Here is a 25396-nt window from a genome sequence, read left to right as displayed (position 1 = left end):
CCTTTGAAGAACTAGACCGCTGTCCAGGCTAGCTGAGGGCTAAATCCTTCAGTCCGAGGATGGATCGATACTCCAGTCCCTCGGCCGCGATCACCTGATCGGCCCCGGTTTCCCGGTCGACGACGGTGGCGACGCCGACCACCGTCGCGCCCGCCTCGCGCAGCGCGCGCACGGCCGTGAGCGGCGAGTTTCCGGTGGTCGTCGTGTCCTCGACCACGAGCACCCGCTTGCCGACGATGTCCGGGCCCTCGATCTGGCGCTGCATGCCATGGGCCTTCGCCGCCTTGCGCACCACGAAGGCGTTGATCGGGCGGCCCGGCGCGTGCATCACGGCGAACGCGACCGGGTCGGCGCCCATGGTGAGCCCGCCGACGGCATCGAAATCCCAGTCCGCGACCAGCTCGCGCAGCAGCTTGCCGATCAGCGGTCCCGCGGTGTGGTGCAGCGTCGCGCGGCGCAGGTCGACGTAGTAGTCGGCCTCTTTGCCCGAGGACAGGGTGACTCTGCCGTGCACGACGGCGAGCTCGCGTACCAGTCCCGCCAATCTGTCTCGGTCGGAACCCGTGCCGAGCGCCGACCCGTTCGTGGTTGCCTCGTCGATCATTCCTAAGTCCTTCCGCGTGTGTTGAACAAGCCGCGATTCAGTCGGGCCGCCAGGGCTCGCGGGGTCATCCCTGCGACGGTGGTAAGCGTTGTGTACTGCACACCGGGCACACGGAGCACCCGATTCTTCTCCGGATCACGCAGGGAACCGGCAACTACCTGGTCGACACTCAGCCACAGGGCTTTCGGCGACGACGATCGTTACCGGCTCGCTCATGGAATTCGGTGCGCACGAATCCCGGGCACAGGGCCTGGGCCCGGACACTTGTTCCGGCCAGTCCACCTGCCAACCCTTCCGTGAAGGATACGGCGTATTCGGCCGCCGAATACGCCGAGCCACGTCCGGAGATCACCCCGGTCCGCTGGCCAGATCGACGACCGAATCTTTGGCCGCGGCGATCATAGACGGCGGCGCCTGCGCTCGATCGGCCGTAGTACTGCCAAGACGCGGGCCGAGCGGATCACTGCGGCACAGGTCCCTGATATGGACGGAAGCCGGGATGGAACGGGCCGCCGGGCGGCTCGGCCGCGGCGTCGTCCTCGCGCGCCGCCGGACGACGGTCGGGCTTGCCGGCCCAGTCATCGGCGGGGAGTTCGTCGCCTTGCGCTGGTGCCCAGGTGTCGCGCGACTCGGGTGCTCGCATGTCCCGCGCGTCGGCGGGCCGCCTGTCCCTCGGCTCGGGGGACCAATCCTCGCGCGGTTCCGGCGACCATTCGTCGCGCCGTTCCGGCGTCCACTCGTCGGCGGTCCTGCGGTCCTCGCGGACCCTGGCCCGCGCGTCCGGCACCACCGCGAGCGACGGGCGACGCGGCGGTTCCGGTTCGTCCGGTGCGGACAGCGGCGCGCGGTCCTCGTCGTAACCCTGCTCGGCGAACGGCGCCTCGTCGAACTCCTCGTCCTTGCGCATCCGTGGCGGCTGCACCCTGGCGCCGCCGAGCGGCTCGTCGAGTTCGTCTTCCTCGGACTCCTCCGGCCGCTGCCTGCCGCGCGGACGCGGGCGGCCGGGATCGTGCCCGCCGCTGTCGAAGCGCGGCTCGCTGACCGGCGGCAGCACGTGCAGCAGCCCGGACAGCCGCAACACCGCGTCGATCGAGGTTTCCCACTCGCGCGAAGAGGTGCCGACGGACAACATGCCTAGCGTCCAGTTGCCCTCACTCCAGAGCATCTGCACGGTGTCGGGCAGCGTCTCGATGAAGGCCACCATCCGCTGATCGACGGCGTGCCTGGCGATTTCCGGGTTGGTCGCGAACACCACCCGGTCGCCGATCGCGCCGAGCAGTTCGAGATCGGCGTCCTTCGGCGGCGACGCGGTCTTGAGCCGCATGTCGACGTCGATGTCCGAGCCGATCTGGCGACGCACCGCGATCAGCGTCGCGGAGTCCTCCAGATCGAAGAGCACGAACTTCTCACCCTTGCGAATGCCGGACACCACATCGACCGCGGAGAGGTAGCCGAGCTTGGCCAGCGCGCCGCGCCGCCAGGTCGATGGGAGCGCGGGCTCCACCGATACATACGTGTAGCCCTGGGATTTCGCCCAGACCTGCCGCGCGTGACCGGTCCGCTGTCGCTGGATCCGATCGAAATACAGCAGCACGATCGCACCCACGAGTGCGATCGCCGCCAAGCCGAACCACATTGCCGTCATCAGTGTCCAGCTTAATGGGCGCGGACGGACAACGTCCGTCGACAGCCCGAGCCGGGCCGAGCGAAGCAGCGGGAGTTCATCTTCCGCCGCCGGGCAGCGCGGTGCTGATGATGACCTTGGCCTGGATCGACCCGTCCGCGCCCTTGTCACCCTGGATCAGCACGATGTCGCCGACGGGCAGATCGGAGACCTTGGTGCCCGACATCGAGATCACCTGGGTGTTGGCATCGGTGCGCACGGTGACCGTGGCGCCGAGCAGCGTGCTGATGGTGAGCGTGCCGCCGTCGTTGGTGTTGATGGTGCCCATGGTCGCGCCGAGATTGTCGATGCCGCCGAGGCCTGGCACGCCGGGGACCCCGCTCGGGGTGGCGCGCGGCGACCCGGGGTTCGGCCGGTTCGTGGTCGGGAAGGTCGAGGTGCTCGCGGCGCTGGTGGACGACGAATCCTTGTTGGCGAGCACCACTCCCCCGACAATACCGAGCACCGCGACCAGCGCGACGATCCCGAGGCCGAGCGCGATCCACAACCCGGTGTTGCGCCGCCGCGGCGGTTCCGGCGGCGGCATGCCCGCGCCGGGCGGTACGTGATCGGTGGGCGGCGCGGCACCAGCCCATTGGTTGCCGCCGTAGGTGCTTTCGTAAGCACCCCACTGGTTGTCGTGCGGCGGGAACTCACGGGTGGCGTTCGGCGGCGGCGGTGTCCACGAGCCGAACTGCTCGGTCGCCGGATACGCCGAGGGCGCGCCGGGCCCGTACGCCTCGGAGTACTCCGTGGTGTGCAGCGGCTGCTCGAACCCGGACTTGCCGCCCAGGTGCTCGGTCGGCGCATCCTCCGGCCGCTGCCCCCACGGATCGTTCGGGTTGGTCATGGCATCCAGGTTAGGCGTTCCGTCGCGTTCGCTCCGGTCTTGCGCGATCTGAAGTCGCGGCACGCCAGATGGGCCCTGCTAGAGCGGCCACACTGCTCGTCGCGTTCCGGGGGTGTCGCCGACGGCCACTACGACGAGTCGGCGGCCGACACCCGCAGGCATCGACCGCCGACTCCGGTATTCACTTGCCCACGATGAGCCCGTCCCCGTCCGGCGTGACCGTCACCTTCACCACGTCGCCGTCGGTAACCTCGCCTGCCAGTAGCTCTTTGGCGAGCGTGTCGCCGATCGACTGCTGGATCAGCCTGCGCAGCGGCCGCGCACCGTAGACCGGGTCGTAGCCGCGCACGGCCAGCCAGAACCGGGCCGAGTCGCTCACGTCCAGCTTCAGCCTGCGCTGCGACAGCCGCTTCTGCAGCTGGTCGAGCTGGATGTCGACGATGTGCTCCAACTGCTCCTCGTCCAGCCCGTGGAACATCACCACGTCGTCGAGGCGGTTGAGGAACTCCGGCTTGAACGCCGAACGTACCGCGTTCATCACAAGGTCACGATCGCCGCCCGCACCCAGATTGGAGGTCAGGATGAGGATGGTGTTGCGGAAGTCCACCGTGCGGCCCTGGCCGTCGGTGAGCCGTCCCTCGTCGAGCACGGCAAGCAGGATGTCGAACACATCCGGGTGCGCCTTCTCGATCTCGTCGAACAGCACCACCGTGTACGGCCTGCGCCGCACCGCCTCGGTCAGCTGACCGCCCTGGTCGTAGCCGACATAGCCGGGCGGGGCACCGACCAGGCGAGCCACCGAGTGCTTCTCGCTGTACTCGCTCATGTCGATCCGGACCATGGCGCGTTCGTCGTCGAACAGGAAGTCCGCCAACGCCTTTGCCAGCTCCGTCTTACCGACACCGGTCGGGCCGACGAACATGAACGAGCCGGTCGGCCGGTTCGGGTCCGCGACCCCGGCGCGCGCCCGGCGCACCGCGTCGGACACCGCCTGCACCGCCTCGGTCTGGCCGACCACCCGCCTGCCGAGCTCCTGCTCCATCCGCAGCAGCTTCTGGCTCTCGCCCTCGAGCAGCCTGCCCACCTGGATACCGGTCCAGGCCGACACCACCTCGGCGATGTCGTCGGGGCCGACCTCCTCCTTGAGCATCACTTCGCCGTCCGCCGCTGTGCCGGAGACCTTTTCGGCCTCGACGAGTTTCTTCTCCAGCGCCGGGATGGTGCCGTAGCGCAGCTCGGCGGCCTTGCCGAGATCGCCGTCGCGCTCGGCCCGTTCGGACTCACCGCGCAGTGACTCCAGCTCCTCCTTGAGGACTCGGACCTGATCGATGGCGCTCTTCTCGTTCTGCCAGCGGGTCATCAGCTGGTTCAGCTTCTCGCGGTCGTCCGCGAGTTCCGAGCGCAGCTTCTCCAGGCGCTGCTTGGAGGCCTCGTCGGTCTCCTTGCTCAGCGCGACCTCTTCGATCTCCAGGCGCCGCACCGCGCGTTCGACCTCGTCGATTTCCACTGGGCGCGAGTCGATTTCCATCCGCAGCCGGGACGCCGACTCGTCGACCAGGTCGATCGCCTTGTCCGGCAGGAACCGGGAGGTGATGTAGCGGTCGCTGAGCGTGGCGGCGGCCACCAGCGCGGAGTCGGTGATGCGCACGCCGTGGTGCACCTCGTAGCGCTCCTTGATGCCACGCAGGATGCCGATGGTGTCCTCCACCGACGGCTCGCCGACCAGCACCTGCTGGAAGCGGCGCTCCAGGGCGGCGTCCTTCTCGATGTGCTTGCGGTACTCCTCCAGCGTGGTCGCGCCGACCAGGCGCAGCTCGCCGCGGGCCAGCATGGGCTTGATCATGTTGCCCGCGTCCATCGCGGATTCGCCGGTCGCGCCCGCGCCGACGATGGTGTGCAGCTCATCGATGAACGTGATGATCTGTCCCGCACTGTTTTTGATGTCCTCGAGCACGGCCTTGAGCCGTTCTTCGAACTCGCCGCGATACTTCGCGCCAGCGACCATCGCGCCGAGGTCGAGCGACACCACGGACTTGCCGCGCAACGACTCCGGCACGTCACCGGCCACGATGCGCTGGGCCAGGCCCTCGACGATCGCGGTCTTGCCGACGCCGGGCTCGCCGATCAGCACCGGATTGTTCTTGGTACGACGGCTCAAAACCTGGACTACCCTGCGGATTTCGGTGTCGCGCCCGATCACCGGGTCGAGCTTGCCCGCGCGTGCGGCCTCAGTGAGGTTGGTGGAGTACTTCTCCAGCGCCTGATAGCTGCCCTCGGGATCGGGGCTGGTCACCCTGGCGCTGCCGCGCACGGCGGTGAATGCCTCGCGCAGCGCGTCGGCATCGGCGCCGTACTTCTTCAGCAGCATCGTCACATCCGAGTCGCCCGCGGCCAGGCCGACCATGACGTGCTCGGTGGAGACATATTCATCGCCGAGCTCGGTGGCCAGCCGCTGGGCCGCGGTGATCGCGGCCAGCGCCTCGCGGCCGAGTTGCGGGGTGGTGGTCGCGCCGGTCGCGCTCGGCAGCCGGTCCACGATGTCCTGGGCCTCGCGCCGGACCGTCGCCGGGTCGACGCCGACAGCCTTGAGCAGCGGGGCGGCGATGCCGTCGGTTTGATCCAGCAACGCCACCAGCAAGTGGGCCGGACGAATCTCCGGATTGCCCGCGGCGGAGGCCGCCTGCAGCGCGGCGGTCAGGGCCGCCTGGGTCTTGGTGGTGGGATTGAACGAGTCCACAAGTCACCTTCCTACTGGTCGATTGTGCTGGCGCCGAAGCCTGATCCGCACGCATCTCGCGCGGCTCCGCGCCATCCTCTACATCCAACGTGGGAAAGGTTGAGTCTGTTCCGCTCAAGTTTGGGTATTTTTCGTCCCGCCTGAACGGTACCGCCGCGACACCCTCGCAATGCGATGAATCACAGCGTCCATGGGGTATGGATGCATACGATGACCCTTGCCGTTAGTTGATGCATCACTCTTCAGCCCGATTCAAGGAGCGAATGGATGCGCGCGATTGTCGTACGGAAGTTCGGAGCCGCACCCGAGTTGACCGACATGCCGGTCCCCGAGCCGGGACCGGGAGCGGTCCGGGTGCAGCTGGAGGCGGCAGGAGTCAACCCGTTCGACGCGAAAATGGCCGACGGGATACTGGACGGCAAGCTGCCGCACGACTTTCCGATGATCTTGGGCGTGGACGGCGCGGGCACCATCGCCACTGTCGGCCCCGGCGTCAGCCACTTCGCCGTCGGTGACCGAGTGGTCGGCAAGTTCCTGTTCCCACCGGCCGGCCACGGCACCTTCGCCGAATACGCGGTCATCCCCGAGGGCGGCACCCTGGTGCGCATCCCCGAGGGCGTGCCGACCGCCGCGGCCGCCGCACTGCCCACCGCGGGCGTCACCGCCCAGGACATGGTGGACGCCACCAAGATCGAGCCCGGCCAGACCGTGCTGATCGTCGGCGCCACCGGCGGCGTCGGCTCCTTCCTCGTCCAACTCGCGAACATGGCGGGCGCCGACGTCATCGCCACCGCCCGCGGCGAGGTCGCCGACCAGATGACCCGCCTCGGCGCGGCCGAAACCGTCGACTACACCGCCGGCTCGGTGCGCGACCAGGTCGCCGCCGCCCACCCCGACGGCATCGACGTCCTCTTCGACCTGGTCAGCCCACCCGATGTCCTCGCCGACCTGACCACCCTCGTCCGCGACGGCGGCACCGTCTACTCCACCATCTGGTCCGCCGACGAAGACGCACTGCGCACCAGGAGCATCCGCGGCGGCAACATCGAATCCAAAGGCGGCGCACCCGAATTGGCCCGACTACTGGATCGGGTAGCCGAAGGCGACGTGGTAGTCCCCATCGACGCCACCATCCCCCTCGCCGACGGCACCACCGCCATCGGCGCCGCGGGCGCCCGCGGCAAAACGGTCCTCGCCATCTAATCGGCCGACCCCTGGTAAACCCCCTGCCGAAACCGCACCGGCAATCCGACAGATAACCTGTCAACAGAGGCCGAAGCGTCAGCGAGGCCGTATCCCACCCGCGCTGTATACGGCGCGCGAGCGCCCACGAGCGGGCTGGTCGTGCATACCAACACGACCACGGCACTTTCGGGGATACTGATCAGCGGAGGACCGCCGGTTACGGATATGTCCCCGGGCAGAACTGAGGGAAAGGAAGCTTCGCGTCGTGGATGCGCGTTCGGCTGCGCTGGTCCGCGCCAACTTCCGTGCGGTGATCGAGTCGCCGCATGGACCCGAGCGGTTGGTCAGTGCGTTCTACGGTCATTTGTTCGCCGAGAACCCGCAACTGCGTGAACTCTTCCCGCCTGCGATGGAGATGCAGGCCAAGCGGATCGTCACCGCCATCCAGTACGTGCTCGATCACCTCGAGGACTGGGAACGGGCGCAGAAGTTCCTGGAGCAGCTGGCCCGCGACCATCGCAAATACGGGGTCGACGCGGCGCACTACGACGCCGCGGGCCGGGCCTTGCTTTCGGCGTTCCGCGCGTACAACGGCATCGGGACCTGGCATCGGGGGCTGGAGGAGGGCTGGCGCGACATCACCATCCTGATCTCCGCGTCCATGGCCATCGGCGCGAACTCGGACAAGTCCCAGCCGTACTGGGAGGCGACCGTGGTCGGTCATCGCCGGGTGCTGGAGGACCTGGCCATCGTGCGGCTGCAATCCGAGAGCCCGATCCCCTATCAGGCCGGCCAGTACGTGCCGCTCACCGTGCCGCAGCGGCCGAAGATGTGGCGCTACTTCTCGCCCGCGATCCCGGCCAACCCGTACGGCGAGATCGAGTTCCACATCCGCAAGATCCGCGGCGGCTGGGTGAGCCCCGCCATCGTGAACGAGACCAGGGTCGGCGACCGCTGGCAGATCGCCGGACCGCTCGGCGGACTGCACGTGGACCGGGACAGCGGCCGTGACGTGCTGATGATCGGCGCGGGCACCGGCATCGCCCCGCTGCGCGCCCAGCTGATCGAGATGGGTCAGCGCGGCATCAACCCGAGGGTGCACTTCTTCATCGGCGGCCGCTACCCGTGCGATCTCTACGACGTGGAGAACATGTGGCAGCTCTCGCAGAGCAATCCGTGGCTCACCATCGTCCCGGTCTGCGAGCAGAAGACCAATCCGTGGTGGTATCCGCATCCACCGCAGGAAGAGCCATACGGCATGCACCGGCGGCTGATCGGTAACCTGGGCGCGGTGGTCGCGAGCTTCGGCGCGTGGGCGGACCGGCAGATCCAGATCGCCGGGTCGGCGAAGATGATCGCGGACACCCGGCGTGCGTTGATCGCGGTCGGTACTCCGGAGCACATCATCAGCTCCGACCCTGTGTGACGAAGGAGGCCGCCCTCATGGGGGACCCTAGTGCGCTCGGCAACGGCGCACCCTTACCTACCGAGTGGACCGCAACGGTCGTCGGACACCATCGAATCCGCCACGACCTGGCGGTGATTCGCCTGATCGGCGAGTTCGTTCCGTTCCTCGCCGGCCAGTCCGTCGAGGTCACCGTGCCGCAGCAGCCGAGCATGCGGCGCAGGCTGTCCCCGGCGCTGCCGCCGTCGCTGGACGGCAAGCTGGAGTTCCATGTGCGCACCGTGCCCGGCGGCTGGTGCAGCGGTTCGATCGTGGCCGACACCCGCCCCGGCGACGAATGGCAGATCCGTGCGCCGTTCGGCAGATTCGCGATCGATCCGGCGGGCGACGAGGTGGTGCTGATCGCGGGCGGCACCGGCCTGGCCCCGCTGCGGGCGCAGATCCTGGACCTGGCGCGTGCGCCGGAACCTCCGCACACTTACCTCTTCTTCGGCGGCCACACCCCGCGCGATCTGTACGCCTCGGACATGCTGTACCTGCTGGCCGGTGAATTGCCTTGGCTCACGGTCATTCCCGTGGTCGAGAGCCCGGACGACCCGAGCTGGGAAGACGAATGGTACGAGCGCAGCCGGGTGAACATCGGCTTCCCGCCGGACGAGCTGCTCTTCGGCACGCTCGCCGAGGTGGTCGGCTCGCACGGCGCGTTCGACAACCACCAGGTGCTGGTATGCGGCTCCCCCGCTATGGTCAACGCCACGGTCGACCGGCTGCTCGCCACCGGAACTCCGCCGGAACGGATTCAGTTCGAAGGGGTCTGAGCACGCCGCCTCGCCGGAATCCGGCCGCGGTACTCGGCGCGACCGGATTCCGACTGAGCCCGGGATAACGGGAGGGGTCGAAATCCCGGACGGCCGGTCAGAACAGTGGGTCGTGGCGGATGTTCTTGGTGAGCGTCCCCGCGGCCATCATGCGGAACTTGGTGGTCTGCACCATCGAGGGTGAGCCGACGATCTGCACATCCCGGTCGGCCCAGGCGCCGAAGCTGGCGACCACCTTGCCGATCTGGCCGGTCAGCCGCGGCTCCAGGCCCGCGTGGGCGGGCGCCAGTTCCCTGGAATCGGTGTACCACCAAGGGTTTTCGTCGTGTTCGGTGACCGGTGTTACGGTGAGCCAGCGGTTGGCGACGGCCAGGCTGTTCAGCGTGTCCAGGTCGTAGAGGTCGCACGGATGATGCCCGCCGACGAACAGGTGCACCTTCGGGTTGGTGCGGCGCTGCGCCATCGCCATCAACTGGGCGCGCAACGGCGCGATGCCGGTGCCGCAGCCGACCATCAACATCTTGCGCTTGGTGTTGCGCGGGATGCCGAGGCCGCCGAGCGGCGAGCCGAGCAGCCACTGATCGCCGATGGCGGTCTGGCCGACAATGGCCGAGCTGACCCAGCCGCCCAGCACGCTCCGGACGTGAAACTCGATCTCCCCGTTGGCATTCGCGGGCACCGCGGGCGACATATAGCGCCACATCCGCGGCCGGGCCGGTATCTGCACGCTCAGGTATTGACCGGCGGCGTATTGCATCGGCTGGTCCAGTTGCAACCGCAGCACGGTCAGGTTGCGCAGCACGTCGCGGCGTTCCACCACGGTGCCGGTCCAGACCGGTGGCGTGGTTTCCTTCGCCGCCGCGCCGATCATGGTGTCGCCGATGATCTTCAGGCCCTCGTCCCAGGCCCGGTCGACCTCGTCGGTCCACATCTCGGTGCCCGCGTACACCTGCATCGCGGTCTTCAGCGAGACCGCGACCGCCGTGTAATGCGCGGGCTGCACACCGTATTTGCGGTGATCACGCCCGAGCTGAGAAAGGAAGGGCAACAGCTTGTTCGGCTCCTCGAGCCGATCAAGGGCATAGGCGATGGCCTTGACCAGGCGATCTCGCTGTGCGTCCATGGCTGCTGGAAAGAAATCGCGGACTTGGGGGTAGTCGGTGAATAGGATCGCGTAGAACGATCTCGCTAATTTCTCCGGCCCCCCTTCCTCCGCAGCAACCGCCTTGAACGTCGTTCTGATCAAAGCGACAGTCCGCGAATCCATTTGTGTCACAACCCCATTTCGCACTCGAACACAAACTGTGCCGGCGAGTGAGGTGCTGCGGGACACTCGTCAGCAGCCGTTGCCAAGGAGTGTAGGCGAGGTTTGCCAGGAGTGGAATCCTCCGTTTAAACAACAAGCGTGTAATTCCCCGGAAACGAGGACCTGCGGCGCAAAAGGCTTATGAAACAGACTGGTAGACCGCAAAAATCGGCTTAAATCAGTCACGGATACACTGAATTTGCAAGACTCGTTATGCAGTCTTCGCTACGACGGCGATCTCAGAGCGACCGTGCGGCAACATCACTGGACGATCGGCCGACTGAGTCAGTCCACACCGCACGCCACGCCACGAGGGCGCCCGATGAAACTGACCAGTCGGCTATCGACCGGTATCGGATGCCCCGATGCGCTGTCGCACACCGAGTCTCGGCTTATCGTTGGCTACCCTTCAGAAACCCGCGTCCGGCACGACTTCGGGCCGCTGACCTCGGAGCACAATCAATTCTCCGAGGCCGGCGGCCCGATAGTTAGCTAGCCGTATTCAGTATTGTTGCGGGACTGCTGATCCCTCAAATACCACGGCGATTACGCGGTTGCCACACCACCAGTGCGGTACTGCGTTGCGGCGGCGAAAGATCGGGTCGATAGCCCGCTCGCAATCGATCCAGCTCGCCCGATAGTTCGGCGACGCGCTGTTGCAATTCCTCGACCTGGTTGGTGAGTTCGATGATGCGCTTGATGCCCGCCAGGTTGACGCCCTCGTCCTGAGACAGCCGCTGCACCTCGCGCAACAGCTCGACGTCCCTGGCCGAGTAGCGTCGCCCGCCGCCCGAAGTCCGTTGTGGCGTGACCAGTCCCAGACGGTCATACGTGCGCAGGGTCTGCGCGTGCATGCCCGCCAGCTGGGCCGCCACCGAGATCATGAAGAACTCGACGCGCGACGAACCGCCGCCCGCCTGCTTCGGATCATTGGACATCAAGCACCTGCCCATCCTGCCCGTGGGTCGAATCCGCTGGCTTTCTCCGCCTCCGCGAAGCGCCGAAGCGCTTCGGCGGCATTGTCATCCAGCTTTTGTGGCACCGCGACCTTCACGGTGACCAGCAGGTCACCGGCGCCGCCGCCGCGCTTGGGCACGCCACGACCGCGAACGCGGAGGATGCGGCCGTCCGCGGTGCCCGGTGGCACCTTGACGCCGACCCGCCCCTCCAGGGTGGGCACGGACACCGTGGTACCGAGCACCAATTCGCTGTAGCTGACCGGCAGCACCAGGGTCAGGTCGTCGCCGTTGCGGCCGAAGACCTTGTCCTGGCTGACGTGCACGCTGACGAACAGATCACCCGACGGTGCGCCACGCAGGCCCGCCTCGCCCTGACCGGCCAGCCGAATCCGTTGTCCGTCACTGACTCCCGGGGGAATCCGCACCGTGATGGTGCGCGTGCGGTTCTGGATGCCGCTGCCGTGACAGTCGACGCACGGGTCGTCGATGATCGAACCGGTGCCCCGGCAGTCATCGCACGGCTCGCTGAAGCCGAACGCGCCCTGGTTGCGGCTGATGACGCCGGTGCCATTGCAGTGCGGGCAGACCCGCGGGCTGGTTCCCGGCTTGGCACCGCTGCCGTGACACGTGGTACACGGCGACGGGCTGGTCATCCGCAGCGGAACGGTGACGCCCTGCGCGGCCTCGCGGAACCCTAGTGTCGTCTCGGTCTCTACGTCGGCGCCGCGGCGCGGGCGGCTCGTGGTGCGGGTGCCGCCCCGGTTGAACAGGCCGCCGAGCAGGTCACCGAGGCCACCGTCGCCGGCGTTCGCGCCGCCGAAGATGTCACCGATGTTGAAGTCCTGCGAAAAACCGCCTGGCGCACCGGGGGTGAACCCGCCGCCGCGTGGATAGCCGCCACCCGCGAACAACTTGCGGGTCTCGTCGTACTCCTTGCGCTTGGCCGGATCCGACAGCACCGCGTGTGCTTCGCTGACGGTCTTGAACCGCTCCTCGGCTTTGGTATCACCGGGATTGGCGTCCGGATGCAGGTCACGTGCGAGCTTGCGGTACGCCTTCTTGATCTCGTCCGGCGAGGCGCCGGAGGAGACACCCAGTTCCTTATAGAAGTCCTTTTCGATCCACTCCCGTTGACTCACCGGATATCTCCTCCTCTCGCGTCTTATTACTGTTTGTTCGCGCCGGCATCAGCGTCCGATGCCTCGGCCGGGTCGGTGGTGGCCCCATCGGCCACGCCATCGGTTACCCCGACCAGCGCGTGCCGAAGCACCCGTTCGCCGAACCGATAGCCCTTGCGCATGACGATGCCGATCACCGGGTCGTGCCCGGAGCCCTCGTGCTGCACGGCCTCGTGCAGGGTCGGGTCGAAAGGCTCACCCGCCGAACCGAATTCCTCGAGGCCCTGCTTGTGCAGCGCGGTGGCCAGCTTGTCGGCCACCGACTTGAGCGGTCCGTTGTCCAGGTCGCCGTGCGCCCGCGCCCGATCGAGATCGTCGAGCACACCGAGCAATTCGGTGACCACGGCGGCCTTGGCGGTGTCGATCGCGGTCTTGCGGTCGCGTTCGACGCGGCGCCGGTAGTTGGCGTACTCCGCGGTCAGCCGCTGCAGGTCGGCGGTGCGCTCGGCGAGTTCCTTGCTGATGGCATCGGCCAGCAGCTCGGCACCCTGCGTCGCGCCGATGATGGACTCGGTGTCGTTCCCGGCGTCCGGGCCGGAGCCGCCGGCGGCGTCCGCCGCCGGCTCCCGAACCTCACCGGTCTGCGCTGCTTGGTCGCTACGCAAGCTTCGCTCCTGGGGGTCGATCTTGCGATTGTCGACGAAGGTGACCGGCTCTTGCTCGGAGTTGCGCTGCTCCGAATTGTTGCCGTTGGTCACTTCTTCTCCGTGTCCACCGGCTCGTCGACAACCTCGGCGTCAACGACCTCGTCATCGGCGTCGGTGGCCGAGGATCCATTGCTGGACGCGGCGCCCTCGGTGGCCGACGACTCGTAGATCGCCTGGCCGAGCGCCTGCGACTCGGTCGCCAGCTTCTCGACGGCCGCCTTGACCGCGGCGATGTCGGTGCCCTTGAGCGCCTCGTTCGCCTCGGCGATGGCCGCCTCCACCTTGGACTTGATGTCCGCGGGGACCTTGTCCTCGTTGTCCTTGATGAACTTCTCGGTCTGGTGCACCAGCGACTCGGCCTGGTTGCGGGTCTCGGCCTCCTCGCGGCGGGCCTTGTCCTCGGACGCGTGCTGCTCGGCGTCCTTCACCATCCGGTCGATCTCCTCCTTGGACAGGCCGGAGCCGTCCTGGATCTTGATCTTGTTCTCCTTGCCGGTGCCCTTGTCCTTCGCGGTCACGTGCACGATGCCGTTGGCGTCGATGTCGAAGGTGACCTCGATCTGCGGCACGCCACGCGGGGCGGGCGGCAGGCCGGTCAGCTCGAACGAGCCGAGCAGCTTGTTGTGCGAAGCGATCTCGCGCTCACCCTGGAACACCTGGATCTGCACCGAAGGCTGGTTGTCGTCAGCCGTGGTGAAGGTCTCCGAGCGCTTGGTCGGGATGGTGGTGTTGCGCTCGATGAGCTTGGTCATCACGCCGCCCTTGGTCTCGATACCCAGCGACAGCGGGGTCACATCGAGCAGCAGGACGTCCTTGACCTCACCCTTGAGCACACCGGCCTGCAGTGCGGCGCCGACGGCGACGACCTCGTCCGGGTTCACGCCCTTGTTCGGCTCACGGCCACCGGTCAGCTCCTTGACCAGCTCGGAGACGGCGGGCATACGGGTGGAACCACCGACGAGCACGACGTGGTCGATCGCGGCGACGTTGATGCCCGCGTCCTTGATCACGGACTGGAACGGCGCACGGGTGCGGTCGAGCAGGTCCGAGGTGATCTTCTGGAACTCGGCGCGGGTCAGCTGCTCGTCGAGGAACAGGGGGTTCTTGTCCGCGTCGACGGTGATGTAGGGCAGGTTGATCGAGGTGCTCTGCGAGGAGCTGAGCTCGATCTTCGCCTTCTCGGCGGCCTCACGCAGCCGCTGCAGCGCCATCTTGTCCTTGGTCAGGTCGATGCCTGCGCTGGCCTTGAACTTGTCGACCAGCCAGGTCACCACGCGCTCGTCCCAGTCGTCACCACCGAGGTGGTTGTCACCGGAGGTCGCGCGGACCTCGACGACGCCCTCGCCGATTTCCAGCAGCGAGACGTCGAAGGTACCGCCACCGAGGTCGAAGACCAGGATGGTCTGTTCCTTGTCGCCCTTGTCCAGGCCGTACGCCAGCGCGGCCGCGGTGGGCTCGTTGACGATGCGCAGCACGTTCAGGCCGGCGATCTGGCCGGCTTCCTTGGTGGCCTGGCGCTGAGCGTCCTCGAAGTACGCGGGGACGGTGATGACCGCGTCGGTGATCTCCTCACCGAGGTAGGCCTCCGCGTCGCGCTTCAGCTTCATGAGCGTGCGCGCGCTGATTTCCTGCGGCGTGTACTTCTTGCCATCGATCTCGACGGTCCAGTCGGTGCCGATGTGGCGCTTGACCGAGCGAATGGTGCGGTCGACGTTGGTGACGGCCTGGTTCTTGGCCGGCTGGCCGACCAGCACCTCGCCGTTCTTCGCGAAGGCGACGATCGACGGGGTGGTGCGCGATCCTTCCGAGTTGGCAACGACGACCGGTTCTCCGCCTTCGAGTACGGCGACGACCGAGTTCGTGGTCCCGAGGTCGATTCCGACCGCACGAGCCATTGTTGTTCCTCCTAATTGACGTACTTATTGGTGTCGGTGCTGGGCGAGTGTCGCCCTACGGCCAGGTCACCCTGTACCGCGAGACCTCGCTCCAGCACCTGACGGAGCACGGCCCCAGCAACGATGAGCGTGGTCGGCTCAATCCTGCCCCCAATCATCACCGGGAGTCAACTCAAACTTGAGTCCGACACACTCAACACTGTCGAATAGCTCAACGGCCGACCGACGAGGATCATTCCCGAACGGCGGCACCAATTTCGTCTCTTCATGATTCTCGTCGCGCGGACCCGGCCCGGCCACCCGTGGTGCAATAGCTCGCGCGGCGGGTGCGAGCCCGGCGGAGAGGAGTCACGGTGCCGGCGAAGACGCGGTCATGGTGGGGCTGGGGCAACGTCGAGGACGCGGTGCACGGCGCCGAGCGAGCGGCGCTGACCGCGCGCGTCGCGGCGATCATGCCCGGCGCCGACCTCACGCCACACGAGCCACCGACGATCGAATCGCTCGCGCTGCCCGAGCCTCGGATCGCCGCACCGGCGGCACTGGCCGAGTTGGCTTCCCCGGATCCCGCCGATCGCGCGGCGCACGCACACGGGCAGGCGTTCCGCGATGTGGTGCGAAATCTGCTCGGCCAGGTGCGGACTCCGCCCGATCTCGTCGTGCGGCCACGGACCGAGACCGACATCGTCGACGTGCTCGACTGGGCGAGCCGGGCGAATATCGCCGTAATCCCGTTCGGCGGTGGAACTTCCGTGGTCGGCGGGATCGAGCCGCGGCTCGATGGCGATTTCGCCGGTGCGATCAGCCTAGATCTCGGCGCGCTCGACCGCGTCCTCGAGATCGATCCCACCAGTCGCGCCGCGCGGATTCAGGCAGGTGTGTTCGGGCCCGCACTGGAAGACCAACTGCGCGAAGCGAAGCTGGCGCTGCGGCATTTTCCGCAGTCGTTCGAGTTCTCCACGCTCGGTGGCTGGCTGGCCACGCGGGCGGGCGGGCACTTCGCGACGCTGTACACCCACATCGATGATCTGGTGGAGTCGATGCGGGTGGTGACGCCCGCCGGTATCAGCGAATCCCGCCGGTTGCCCGGTTCCGGCGCGGGGCCGGCGCCGGATCGGATGTTCCTCGGCTCCGAGGGCACGCTCGGCGTGATCACCGAGGCGTGGCTGCGTCTGCAGGACCACCCGCGTTGGCGCGCAACGGCTTCCGTGCACTTCGACGACTACGGCCAGGCGGTCGCCGCCACCCGCGTCATCGCGCAGTCGGGTCTGTATCCGACCAATTGCCGCCTGCTCGATCCAGCCGAGGCGTTCCTCAACGCCGGTGCGGCGACCGCGGGCGGGGTGCTGGTGCTCGGCTTCGAATCGGCGGACCACCCGACGCAGCCGTGGATGGCACGCGCCGTCGAGATCGCCGCCGAACACGGGGGCACGTTGCCGGAACCTGTGCGCTACTCGGATTCGGAGACGAACACGCACAGCGGCGGTACGGCCGATACCTGGCGATCCTCGTTCCTGCGCATGCCGTACCAGCGCGATGCGCTCGCGGCGCGGTCGATGATCACCGAGACCTTCGAAACCGCTTGCACCTGGGACAGATTCGAGGGCCTCAGAGCCGCGGTGACCAGCGCGGCGAACGACGCGATCCGCGCGGTCGGCGCGACCGGCGTGGTCACCTGCCGGTTCACCCACGTCTACCCGGACGGGCCTGCACCGTACTTCGGCATCTACGCCACCGGCCGCTGGGGCAGCACGGTCGCGCAGTGGGATGAGATCAAAGCGGCTGTGTCCGAGGCACTCTCGGCCCAAGGCGGGACGATCACGCATCACCATTCGGTGGGCAGGGACCACCGGCCCTGGTACGACAAGCAACGCCCGGAGCCGTTCGCGCTCGCGCTGCGCGCGGCCAAGTCCGCGCTCGATCCGGCGGGCATCCTGAATCCTGGTGTGCTGCTGTGAATTACCGGACTCCGGTCAGCAGGGGCGCATTCGATCGTGGGTGAGTCCGGGATGAATACCCGGGCGCAATCCGTTGCTCGCGGCCGTGCGCTGCAGTAATCGCAGCAACGTCGCACGGTCCTCGGTGTCGAGTTCGGCGAACAGCTCGGCCTCCAGACGGCGCACTGTTTCCTGCGCGCGGGTCAATACCTCACGCGCGGCGGGCAGCAGATAAACGGCGTGCGCGCGGCGGTCGGTGGGATGCCTGCGTCGCTCCACGAGCTGTCGTTTCTCCAACTCGTCGACGAGCCCGACCATCACATTGCGATGAATGCCGAGCGTTTCGCCCAACTGCTGCTGGGTCTGCCCGTCGTGTTCGCGCAGTAATCGCAGCATGCCGAAGTGCCGGGGGCCGATGTCCAGCGGCGCCAGCAACTCCCCGAATCGTCCGCTGGTGTAAGCGCCCAGCTGGCCGAGCAGGAAGGCGGCCTGGTCGGACAGCGGCGGAAACCTCGGATCGGTCACCCACACAGCATACCTTTAACGCACTCATGATGATTGTCCTATTGCGTGATAATCACTTCATGTGCATAGTTTGAGGAGACACCCGCCGAGTCGAAGAGAGCCGCCGTGGACCACGACCTCCACCCCACCGATACCGATACCCCGACCGATCTCGACCCGCGCCGCTGGATCGCCTTCGCGGTCGTACTCGCCGCGGGCTTCATGGATCTGCTCGACGTCACGATCGTCAATGTCGCCGTCCCGAGCATCCAGTCCGACCTGAAGGCCCAGTACTCGCAGATCGAATGGATCGTCGCGGCCTACGTGCTCGCGTTCGCCGCGGTGTTGATCACCGGCGGCCGGCTCGGCGACATCTACGGGCGCAAACGCGTCTTCCTCGCCGGTATGGCCGGATTCACCCTCGCGTCCGCCGCCTGCGGGCTGAGTACCGACCCGACGATGCTCATCACGTCACGGTTCGTGCAGGGCGCGATGGCGGGACTGATGGTGCCGCAGATTTTGGCCATCATCCGGGTCACCTTCCCGGAAAACGAACGCGCCAAAGCGATCGCGCTGTACAGCGGGGTCGGCGGGTCCGCGTCGGCGGTCGGGCTTTCGCTCGGCGGGCTGCTCGTGCAGTGGGATCTGTTCGAGCTGGCCTGGCGGCCGATCTTCCTGGTCAATATCCCGGTCGGCATTGCCGCGCTGTTCGCCGCCGCGGCGGTAATGAAGGATTCGCGCTCGACTACGCCGCCGCGGCTGGATGTGGTCGGCATGGTGCTGGCCGTCGGTGCCGTGCTGCTGCTGGTCTACCCGATCACCGAGGGGCGCCGACTCGGTTGGCCCGCTTGGACTTTCGTGATGATCTTCGCTGCGCTGCTGACCTTCGGATTGTTCGTCGGCTACGAACGGCGGCGAGCGCGGACCGGCGGGTCGCCGTTGATCGACCTCGGCCTGTTCCGTTCCCGGCCGTTCGCGATCGGGCTCGCCAGCTGGCTGCTGTTCTGGATCGGGCTCGGCGGGTTCTTCCTGGTGTGGACGCTGTTCATGCAGTCCGGGCTCGGCTGGTCGCCGATGCGGGCCGGGCTCACGGCGGTGTTCTTCGCCGTGGGAGCCGGTGTGGGAGCGGGTGTTTCGGTCGGTCTGCTGGCACCGAGGTTCGGCAGGCGGGTGCTGATCGCCGGTGGCGTGGTCAACGCGCTCGGGTTCGGCCTCTACGGCTGGCTCGCGGCACACTACGGCGCCGAGATCGCCTCGTGGCAGATGGTTTTCCCACTGCTGGTGACCGGTGTCGGGTTCGGCATGGTGGTCGCGCCGACCATCGACCTGCTCCTCGGCCAAGTACCCGCAGGCGAAGCGGGCGCGGCGTCCGGGCTGCTCAATACCGGGCAACAGCTCGGCACCGCGCTCGGCGTGGCACTGGTCGGCGTCGTGTTCTTCACTCAGCTCGACCATGATTCGGCCCGCGGCGTAGCCGCGGTGACCCCGCAGGTCCGCGCCGAACTCGCGGTGGCCGGGCTGCCGCTGTCCGCGCAGGACGAGATCCTCGCCAATTTCCGTGTCTGCGTGCAGGATCGATCGGCGCAGATCGATCCGACCGCGGTGCCGGACAGCTGCCTTGCGCCGGCCGGTAGCGACGAGGTCGGCCGGATACTGACCGAGGCCGGTACCGACGCGAACGCGACCAACTTCGCCAACACCTTCGACTACACACTCTGGTACGGCATCGGCATGCTGCTGCTGATGTGTCTCGGCTTCTTCGCGCTGCCGAAGGACGCCAAGCTCCAACCACTCGAAACCGATACCGCAACAGCGGATCTGACACCGATAGGAGTATGAGGACATGGATATCCTGGTCATCGGCCGCGGCCCGAGCGTGGTGGAATCGGGCATCGCCCAGCTACGAGCCCAAGGTTTCAGCGCACACGGCGTGCTCGCCGACGAGGACGCCGTCGCGGTGCTCGACACCGACCCGGTCGACTTCCTGCTGATCGGTGGCGGCGTGGAAAGCGACTCACGCGCACTGCTGATCAAGAAGGCCGAGCAGCACGGCGTCTCGGTGATCGAAGCCAACCGCAAGGGGCGCGACCTCGAAACCTACCTCCAGGAGGAGGTGTTCCCCGTCCTGCGCGAGCGGCAGTGAATCCCGTCGGACGCCGAGCGACCGCCGCGATGCCGAGTAGGCACTCGCGGCGGTCTGATCGCTGTTTTGCCGGGCGGCACGCAGTAGCGTGGGAGACGCTGTCGATTCGAGGAGTTCACTATGCGGGCCGCCGTCGTCACCAACTCGAAGTTCGAGGTCATCGACCTGCCGACACCGGTACCGGGGCGCGGGCAACTGCTGATCGACGTAGCGCGCTGCGGCATCTGCGGTTCCGACCTGCATGCCCGCAGCCATGCCGACGAGATGGCCGAGTTGGCCGTGACCACCGGCTACGACTCGTTCATGCGGTCGGATCAGAGCGTGGTACTGGGCCACGAATTCAGCGGTACGGTCGTCGATTACGGGCCCGGGTGCCGCAAGCGGTGGGCGACGGGCACACCCGTGGTGGCGCTGCCGATCGTTCGGCACGGTTCGAAACCGCAGCTGACCGGACTATCGGTCGAGGCGCCCGGGGCGTACGCCGAGCAGGTGGTGGTCCAGGAATCGATGACCATGCCGGTGCCGAACGGGTTGTCCGCCGAACACGCGGCGCTCACCGAGCCGATGGCGGTGGCATGGCACGCGGTCCGCAAAGGGCGAGTCGGTAAGGGGCAGAACGCCTTTGTGATCGGCTGCGGACCCATCGGCCTCGCGGTGATCAGTATGTTGAAGGCTGGGGGCGTGCGTACCGTGGTGGCCAGCGACTTCTCCCCGCGCCGTAGGGAACTCGCGACCGCGTGCGGCGCGGACGTCGTCGTCGACCCCGCCACCGACTCCCCCTGGACCGCAACCCCCAAACGCGGCCGGATCAACGGCGTCACCGACATCCTCGATCTCGGCTTCGACACCATGGACCGCCTGCGCCGCGTCCCGAACCTGCCGTGGTGGTACATCTTCCGCCTCGCGCACACCTTGAACGCGGGCCCATCCGGCCCCGTAATCTTCGAATGCGTCGGCGTCCCAGGCATTCTCGACCAGATCCTGACCGCAGCACCCCCACTCTCCCGTGTAGTCGTCGTCGGCGTCTGCATGCAATCCGACCGCATCCACCCCGCCATAGCCATCAACAAAGAACTCGAACTCCGCTTCGCCTTCGGCTACGACCCCGGCGAATTCCGCGACACCCTCCACCTGCTCGCCAACGGCAAAGTAGACCCCACCCCCCTGATCACCGGCACCGTAGGCCTCAACGGCATCGAATCCGCCTTCACCACCCTCGCCACCCCCGACCACCACGCCAAAATCCTCATCGACCCCACCAGCACCGCCACCGCTCCTTGACGCTCGACCACAAAGATGGCCGGATTCCGCCAGAAGAAGTCACAGAAGACTTCGGCGGCGGATCTGAGCCTCGCGGCGAAGCGGCTAGCGCAGGTCGTAGCACAGATCAAGGAAGGAGAGCGCTGATGGCGGACGAAACGTTCGACAGCGTGTGGGATGCGGCTACGGCCACGGCTGATGATCGAACTGACGGAACGGATTACCGCTCAGGGCTGGACGCAGATCGCTGCGGCCGAACGACTGGGGTGACCCAGCCTCGGGTTTCCGACCTCATGCGCGGCAAGGTCCATCTGTTCAGCTTGGATGCCCTTGTCAACATGATCACCGCGGCAGGACTGCACGTGGAGATGTCGGTCAGCCCTGCCGCTTGACGTCCACACCGCCTAACCGGGCCTATTCGGGGAGGAGGGTGAGGGTGCCTTCGGCGCTGCGGGCGGCGGTTAGGCAGGCGGTGGTGGTGAATTGGTCGGCTAGGGGGTGGCGGGCTCTGGAGCGCCATTTGCGGACCGCGGCTATGGCCTGGTCTCGCCGCATGGCGGGGGCGGCGTCGATGGGGAGGCCTAGGCGGAGGTGGGGGGCGATGCCTGAGCCGCCGATGAGGCGGTGTAGTTCGGCGAGATCTGTTGGTGGCAGGGCCAGTTCGTCGGTGCGGAGGCGGCCGAGCAGGCGAAGTTCGGCGAAGCCGTGTACGTCGGAGAGGAGGGTGCGTACGCGTGGGAGGAGAGCGTCGGCCTCGCTGCCTGGGTAGGCGGTCAGTACGCGGGCGAGGGCGGTGAGGGCGGAGTGGGCCTTGAGTTGGTCGGCGCGCTGGCCGAATTGGACGTCGAGCACGGAACGCAGCTCGTCTACGCCGCTGCGGTTGGTCAATTCCGCTGCCAGCGTGGCGGAATCGCGCACCCCGAGCCTGATCAGCGTGACCGCCATGCGAATGCCGAACAGACCGAACCGTTCCGCGAGCTGGGCTCTGAGCTCCGGCGCCACGGGCAACGCGACATCAGGGCGGGCGAAGCGGTCCGCGGACAGCAGTGCCGTGCTCAGGTCGTCGACCGGGACACCGGCCAGCGCCTCGAACGCCGCATACTCCTGCTGGCGCAGCGTGGCCGCGGCGAACGCGAGTAGTCCGGCGACCGGAATCACGGCCTGGCACAGACCCGTTCGCTCCAGCTCGCCTGCGAAACGGGTGGCGACGTCGCGCGCCGAATGCAAAGCGTCGATGCGGCCTGCGCCGATCTCGTCGGCTCTGGAGACCACGCCGACAACGCCGAGCGGACCGGAAACACCCTGCGCCGCTCCGGTTCCGGCGCCTACCCGTTCGAGGAATCGGACGTCGGCGGCGTCGAGCCTGCGCAGCAAATACACGACCGCGTCGGCGCCAGGAACCGCGATACCCTGCTCGGCCTGCTCCATATCCGCACCAGGCGTGAGCAATCGGGCTGTGCGCCGCGATACTTCACGAGACAGCGAGGAGGTGCCCGGCGTATCGATGATCGTGGTGTGGGCGAGTGCCGCCGCGGGCCATTCGACCTCGAGGTGATCGACCTCGCGCGCCGCGGGGGCGTTCCAGCTCAGGCGGTCCAGGTCGAAGGTCAGTCCGTGCGTACCACCGCCACGACGGACCACCACGTTGGCGCGGGCCCCGTCACCCGCGTGCGCGGTCACGCTCGGGGTGGAACCGTAGCGATACCAGGTAACCACCCTGGTGCATTCGGTCGCATCGGTCGGCGCGATATCCTGCCCGACAAGGGAATTGAGCAGCGTGGACTTGCCGGCCTTCAATGAACCGGCGAGCGCGATCCGCAACGGTTGATCCAGCCGCCCGGCACAGTCCGCGAGCAGTGCCCGCGGTCGCGGTTCGCTCGCCAGCGCGGCGCGCGCCGCACCGACCAGCCGATGCGCCTCGGCCACAATCCCAGGCGCCGCGCCGACCACGCGCCTCACGACTCCGCCGTTCGCATTTTCACGAGGCCACCGTACCGACGGGCGCGCTCGGCAGCGCGGCCTGCATGGCGTCGGCGTAGCGACTGAGCTCGGCGACCACGTGGAGCTGCCGCTCGAGCACCGTGCCACGCTCGGCTCTGCGGGCGTTCGCCATGGTCGCCGCCTCCTGCGCCGCGCGCAGCGAATCGTCGATCGACCGCAGGCTCCGCTCGGCCACCCCGGCATAATGGTCACGCAGCGCGCGATGGATGCGGTGCAGCCGGTCCTTGGATTCCTTGCCGGTCTGGAACGCCACGTCGTCGACGAACCGGCGGACGGCCACCTTCGCCTCGTTGCGCCGCCGGGCCAGCCTGGCCTGTTTGTCATCCCGGAAAGCCTTGCCGCCCACCACGAGTCCGGCGCCGAGTGAGATCGGGTTGAGCAGTGCGAGTCCGGCGAAGGTGCTGGCAAGTCCGATCATCAGCACGCCACCGTAGGAACCGCGCATGCCGACCAGCAGTTTGCTGCCGAAGCCGATGTCGGGCTCGAGGTCGGCGAGGGTTCCCGCGCAGGCATGACTGCCCTCGACGGCCGCATCGGACCGCACGTCGGGCAGATCGGCGGTGCCTGCCTCGGTGAAGTGCTCGGCGACCCGCTGCGCGAGTTGCACTGCGCGGGAATGGGTCCACAGCAGGTTGTCACCGATCGCCGTATCGATGGTGCCGGTGAGGTATTCGGCAATGCTGTCCCAGTGCCTGCCCGGGTCGTGCTCGTCGATCCACTCCTCGGTGGTTCTGGTGATGCCACGCAACCGTTCTCGCAGATCATGGTCGACATCGCCGGCCAGGTCGGTGATGCCGTCGGCGAGGGTCGTCTGCCAAGCCGCGGTGCGGCGGTGCAGTTCTTCGGCCGAGGTCCGCGCGGCCCGCAGTTCGCGGACCGCCGCCGCGCCGCGTTCCGGGTCCCGTACCGCGACCAGTTCGCTGCCCAGCGTGAGCGCCAAATGTTCGGCGGCGGAACGGATATCGCGGGCTACCGCGCCGCGAGTGGCGAGCTGATCGCGCGCCACTACCTGATCGCGCAGGAATTGGTAGAGCACACCGAATCCCGATTCCAGGCCGAGCTGCTGGTCCTGTAGGCGCAACGCGTGACTACGCAGCAGCGAGGAGACCGCGATGATCGGCACGTCCAGGCCGGCTTTGCCGAGGTGGCGCTGGTCGGCCTCGTGCACATGGCGCCAGTGCGGGTACAGGTCGATCTTGGTGACAAGTAGTGCGACGGTCGGGCACAGTTCGCGCACCTGCCGCAGGAACGCGAGTTCCGGCTCGGTGAGCTCGGTGGACGCGTCGGAGAGCACCAGCACCGCGTCGGCGGCGGGCACCATACTCAGCACCCCTGCTGCGTAAGAACTTCCGTGCCCGCCGACGCCCTGGGTGTCGACCAGCACGATGCCGTCGGCCAGCAAGGGGTTGGGCACCTGGATTTCCATGCGCAGGATCCGCCGCCCCTGCGCCATCGGAGATCGCGCGGTGATCGTGCCGATCTCGTTGATCGGCACCGGGACTCGGGTTTCCGGACCGCCCGAGTCACCACCGGGGCCGGTCAGCACCAACTCCGCCTTCGGCTCGGGGCCGTGCGCCAGCAGCGTGGTGATCGTGGTGGTCACGTCGTCACCCACCGGGCAGATCTCGAGATTCAGCAGCGCGTTGATGAAGCGGCTCTTGCCTTGATCCAGTTGTCCCGCAATGACAATGCGCCGCCGTGGATCGCGAACCCGGTCGGCCGCCACTTCGAGGCGGCCGACCAGATCGTTGCGGCCCGCGGCACGCGCCGCCGCGATGGTTTCGCCGAGTACCGACAGCAGTGGTACCGCCGGTGGCGTGGCGTTCGGTGCGGGCGTCCCCATCGCGGTATCGACCTCTTCCAGTGAAACGGGCATTGTCAGTGCGGTAACGGCGTGATCAGTGCAGCATCGCGTCGCCGGTGAGATCCGCGCCGGCACTGCCGGTCAGATCCGCGCCCGCATGGCTATCGCCGAACAATCCGGTGTCGTGCGCGCCGGCGGTACTGTCCAGCCCCGACCCGAACGCATTCGAAACATCGAGTGACGACCAGGCGTTCGCGGTCGAACCGACGTCTCCGCCCAGCCCGGCACCGGTATCCACCGCACCGTGCGTTGTACCACCGACCGAACCACCAAGTCCCGCAGCAGTATCCACTGCCCCATGAGTTGTGCCGCCAAGAGTCGCGCCGGAATCGATGGCCCCGTGCGTGGTCCCGCCGAGCGAGCCGCCAAGTCCGGCACCGGTATCCACGGCACCGTGGGTAGTCCCACCGAGCGAACCGCCAAGTCCCGCACCGGTGTCCACC

21 protein-coding genes are annotated in these 25396 nt (G+C 67.5%); 8 read left to right on the top strand and 13 right to left on the bottom strand.

Annotation, left to right across the window (positions count from 1 at the left end):
* Positions 1 to 28: 28 nt before the first annotated feature.
* From pyrE to clpB, 4 genes are all read right to left on the bottom strand, one after another.
* Positions 29 to 604, bottom strand: a complete 576-nt coding sequence (pyrE, locus tag ACIA8C_RS12160) for an orotate phosphoribosyltransferase (RefSeq protein WP_397133692.1) — start codon at positions 602 to 604, stop codon at positions 29 to 31.
* A 460-nt stretch (positions 605 to 1064) separates the two neighbouring features.
* Entirely contained in the window at positions 1065 to 2249 is a 1185-nt protein-coding gene (locus ACIA8C_RS12155) for a hypothetical protein (RefSeq protein WP_397133690.1), read from the bottom strand.
* Between the two features lie 76 nt (positions 2250 to 2325).
* Positions 2326 to 3117 (bottom strand): DUF5666 domain-containing protein, encoded by a 792-nt coding sequence (locus tag ACIA8C_RS12150; protein ID WP_397133688.1) that lies wholly within the window; start codon positions 3115 to 3117, stop codon positions 2326 to 2328.
* 181 nt (positions 3118 to 3298) lie between these two features.
* Positions 3299 to 5854, bottom strand: a complete 2556-nt coding sequence (gene clpB, locus ACIA8C_RS12145; RefSeq protein WP_397133686.1) for an ATP-dependent chaperone ClpB — start codon at positions 5852 to 5854, stop codon at positions 3299 to 3301.
* A gap of 267 nt (positions 5855 to 6121) precedes the next feature.
* Here clpB and ACIA8C_RS12140 point away from each other — a divergent pair, with 267 nt between their 5' ends.
* The 3 genes from ACIA8C_RS12140 (at position 6122) to ACIA8C_RS12130 (ending at position 9262) form a co-directional block, all read left to right on the top strand.
* Positions 6122 to 7057: an NADP-dependent oxidoreductase gene (locus ACIA8C_RS12140; RefSeq protein ID WP_397133684.1), complete on the top strand. Its 936-nt coding sequence runs from the start codon at positions 6122 to 6124 to the stop codon at positions 7055 to 7057.
* A gap of 247 nt (positions 7058 to 7304) precedes the next feature.
* Positions 7305 to 8465 carry an FAD-binding oxidoreductase gene (locus ACIA8C_RS12135; RefSeq protein WP_397133682.1) on the top strand — a complete coding sequence of 387 codons (1161 nt, stop codon included), beginning with the start codon at positions 7305 to 7307 and terminating at the stop codon, positions 8463 to 8465.
* A 17-nt stretch (positions 8466 to 8482) separates the two neighbouring features.
* Positions 8483 to 9262 (top strand): FAD-binding oxidoreductase, encoded by a 780-nt coding sequence (locus ACIA8C_RS12130; protein ID WP_397133680.1) that lies wholly within the window; start codon positions 8483 to 8485, stop codon positions 9260 to 9262.
* Between the two features lie 97 nt (positions 9263 to 9359).
* On the opposite strand, the gene ACIA8C_RS12125 is transcribed toward ACIA8C_RS12130, so the two are convergent.
* The 5 genes from ACIA8C_RS12125 to dnaK form a co-directional block, all read right to left on the bottom strand.
* Positions 9360 to 10529, bottom strand: coding sequence for an FAD-binding oxidoreductase (locus ACIA8C_RS12125; protein WP_397133678.1), 1170 nt, complete (start codon positions 10527 to 10529; stop codon positions 9360 to 9362).
* Positions 10530 to 11098: 569 nt separating this feature from the next.
* Entirely contained in the window at positions 11099 to 11506 is a 408-nt protein-coding gene (locus ACIA8C_RS12120; RefSeq protein ID WP_397133676.1) for a heat shock protein transcriptional repressor HspR, read from the bottom strand.
* Positions 11506 to 12666, bottom strand: a complete 1161-nt coding sequence (gene dnaJ, locus ACIA8C_RS12115) for a molecular chaperone DnaJ (RefSeq protein ID WP_397133674.1) — start codon at positions 12664 to 12666, stop codon at positions 11506 to 11508. The genes ACIA8C_RS12120 and dnaJ overlap by 1 nt, the downstream gene beginning before the upstream one ends.
* A 26-nt stretch (positions 12667 to 12692) precedes the next feature.
* Positions 12693 to 13403, bottom strand: coding sequence for a nucleotide exchange factor GrpE (gene grpE, locus ACIA8C_RS12110; protein ID WP_397133672.1), 711 nt, complete (start codon positions 13401 to 13403; stop codon positions 12693 to 12695).
* Positions 13400 to 15247: a molecular chaperone DnaK gene (gene dnaK, locus ACIA8C_RS12105; protein ID WP_397133669.1), complete on the bottom strand. Its 1848-nt coding sequence runs from the start codon at positions 15245 to 15247 to the stop codon at positions 13400 to 13402. The genes grpE and dnaK overlap by 4 nt, the downstream gene beginning before the upstream one ends.
* 353 nt (positions 15248 to 15600) lie before the next feature.
* On the opposite strand from dnaK, the gene ACIA8C_RS12100 reads away from it, so the two are divergent.
* On the top strand, positions 15601 to 17202 hold the full coding sequence (locus ACIA8C_RS12100) for an FAD-binding oxidoreductase (protein ID WP_397133667.1): 1602 nt from the start codon (positions 15601 to 15603) through the stop codon (positions 17200 to 17202).
* A 15-nt stretch (positions 17203 to 17217) separates the two neighbouring features.
* On the opposite strand, the gene ACIA8C_RS12095 is transcribed toward ACIA8C_RS12100, so the two are convergent.
* Positions 17218 to 17706: a MarR family winged helix-turn-helix transcriptional regulator gene (locus ACIA8C_RS12095; protein ID WP_397133665.1), complete on the bottom strand. Its 489-nt coding sequence runs from the start codon at positions 17704 to 17706 to the stop codon at positions 17218 to 17220.
* Between the two features lie 105 nt (positions 17707 to 17811).
* On the opposite strand from ACIA8C_RS12095, the gene ACIA8C_RS12090 reads away from it, so the two are divergent.
* The 4 genes from ACIA8C_RS12090 (at position 17812) to ACIA8C_RS12075 (ending at position 21480) form a co-directional block, all read left to right on the top strand.
* Complete coding sequence (locus tag ACIA8C_RS12090) at positions 17812 to 19524, top strand: MFS transporter (RefSeq protein WP_397133663.1); 1713 nt, start codon at positions 17812 to 17814, stop codon at positions 19522 to 19524.
* A 4-nt stretch (positions 19525 to 19528) separates the two neighbouring features.
* Complete coding sequence (locus ACIA8C_RS12085) at positions 19529 to 19828, top strand: hypothetical protein (protein ID WP_397133661.1); 300 nt, start codon at positions 19529 to 19531, stop codon at positions 19826 to 19828.
* A gap of 120 nt (positions 19829 to 19948) precedes the next feature.
* A complete protein-coding gene (locus tag ACIA8C_RS12080; protein ID WP_397133659.1) occupies positions 19949 to 21109 on the top strand; it encodes a zinc-binding dehydrogenase in 1161 nt (386 codons plus the stop codon).
* A 125-nt stretch (positions 21110 to 21234) separates the two neighbouring features.
* Positions 21235 to 21480 carry a helix-turn-helix domain-containing protein gene (locus tag ACIA8C_RS12075; RefSeq protein WP_397133657.1) on the top strand — a complete coding sequence of 82 codons (246 nt, stop codon included), beginning with the start codon at positions 21235 to 21237 and terminating at the stop codon, positions 21478 to 21480.
* A 22-nt stretch (positions 21481 to 21502) separates the two neighbouring features.
* On the opposite strand, the gene ACIA8C_RS12070 is transcribed toward ACIA8C_RS12075, so the two are convergent.
* Genes ACIA8C_RS12070 through ACIA8C_RS12060 form a run of 3 tightly spaced genes read right to left on the bottom strand, consistent with a single transcriptional unit; the run spans position 21503 to position 25245 of the window.
* Positions 21503 to 23038, bottom strand: coding sequence for a dynamin family protein (locus ACIA8C_RS12070; RefSeq protein ID WP_397133841.1), 1536 nt, complete (start codon positions 23036 to 23038; stop codon positions 21503 to 21505).
* 28 nt (positions 23039 to 23066) lie between these two features.
* Positions 23067 to 24932, bottom strand: a complete 1866-nt coding sequence (locus tag ACIA8C_RS12065; RefSeq protein ID WP_397133839.1) for a dynamin family protein — start codon at positions 24930 to 24932, stop codon at positions 23067 to 23069.
* Between the two features lie 55 nt (positions 24933 to 24987).
* The gene (locus ACIA8C_RS12060; protein WP_397133655.1) at positions 24988 to 25245 is read right to left on the bottom strand and encodes a hypothetical protein; all 258 of its coding nucleotides are present in this window, start codon (positions 25243 to 25245) and stop codon (positions 24988 to 24990) included.
* Between the last annotated feature and the right edge of the window lie 151 nt (positions 25246 to 25396).

Origin of the sequence: Nocardia sp. NPDC051321 (assembly GCF_044455225.1) — a bacterium.
Taxonomy (GTDB): domain Bacteria; phylum Actinomycetota; class Actinomycetes; order Mycobacteriales; family Mycobacteriaceae; genus Nocardia.
Note: the sequence above shows the minus strand (reverse complement) of the source record. Positions and strands in the feature narration are given on the sequence as shown.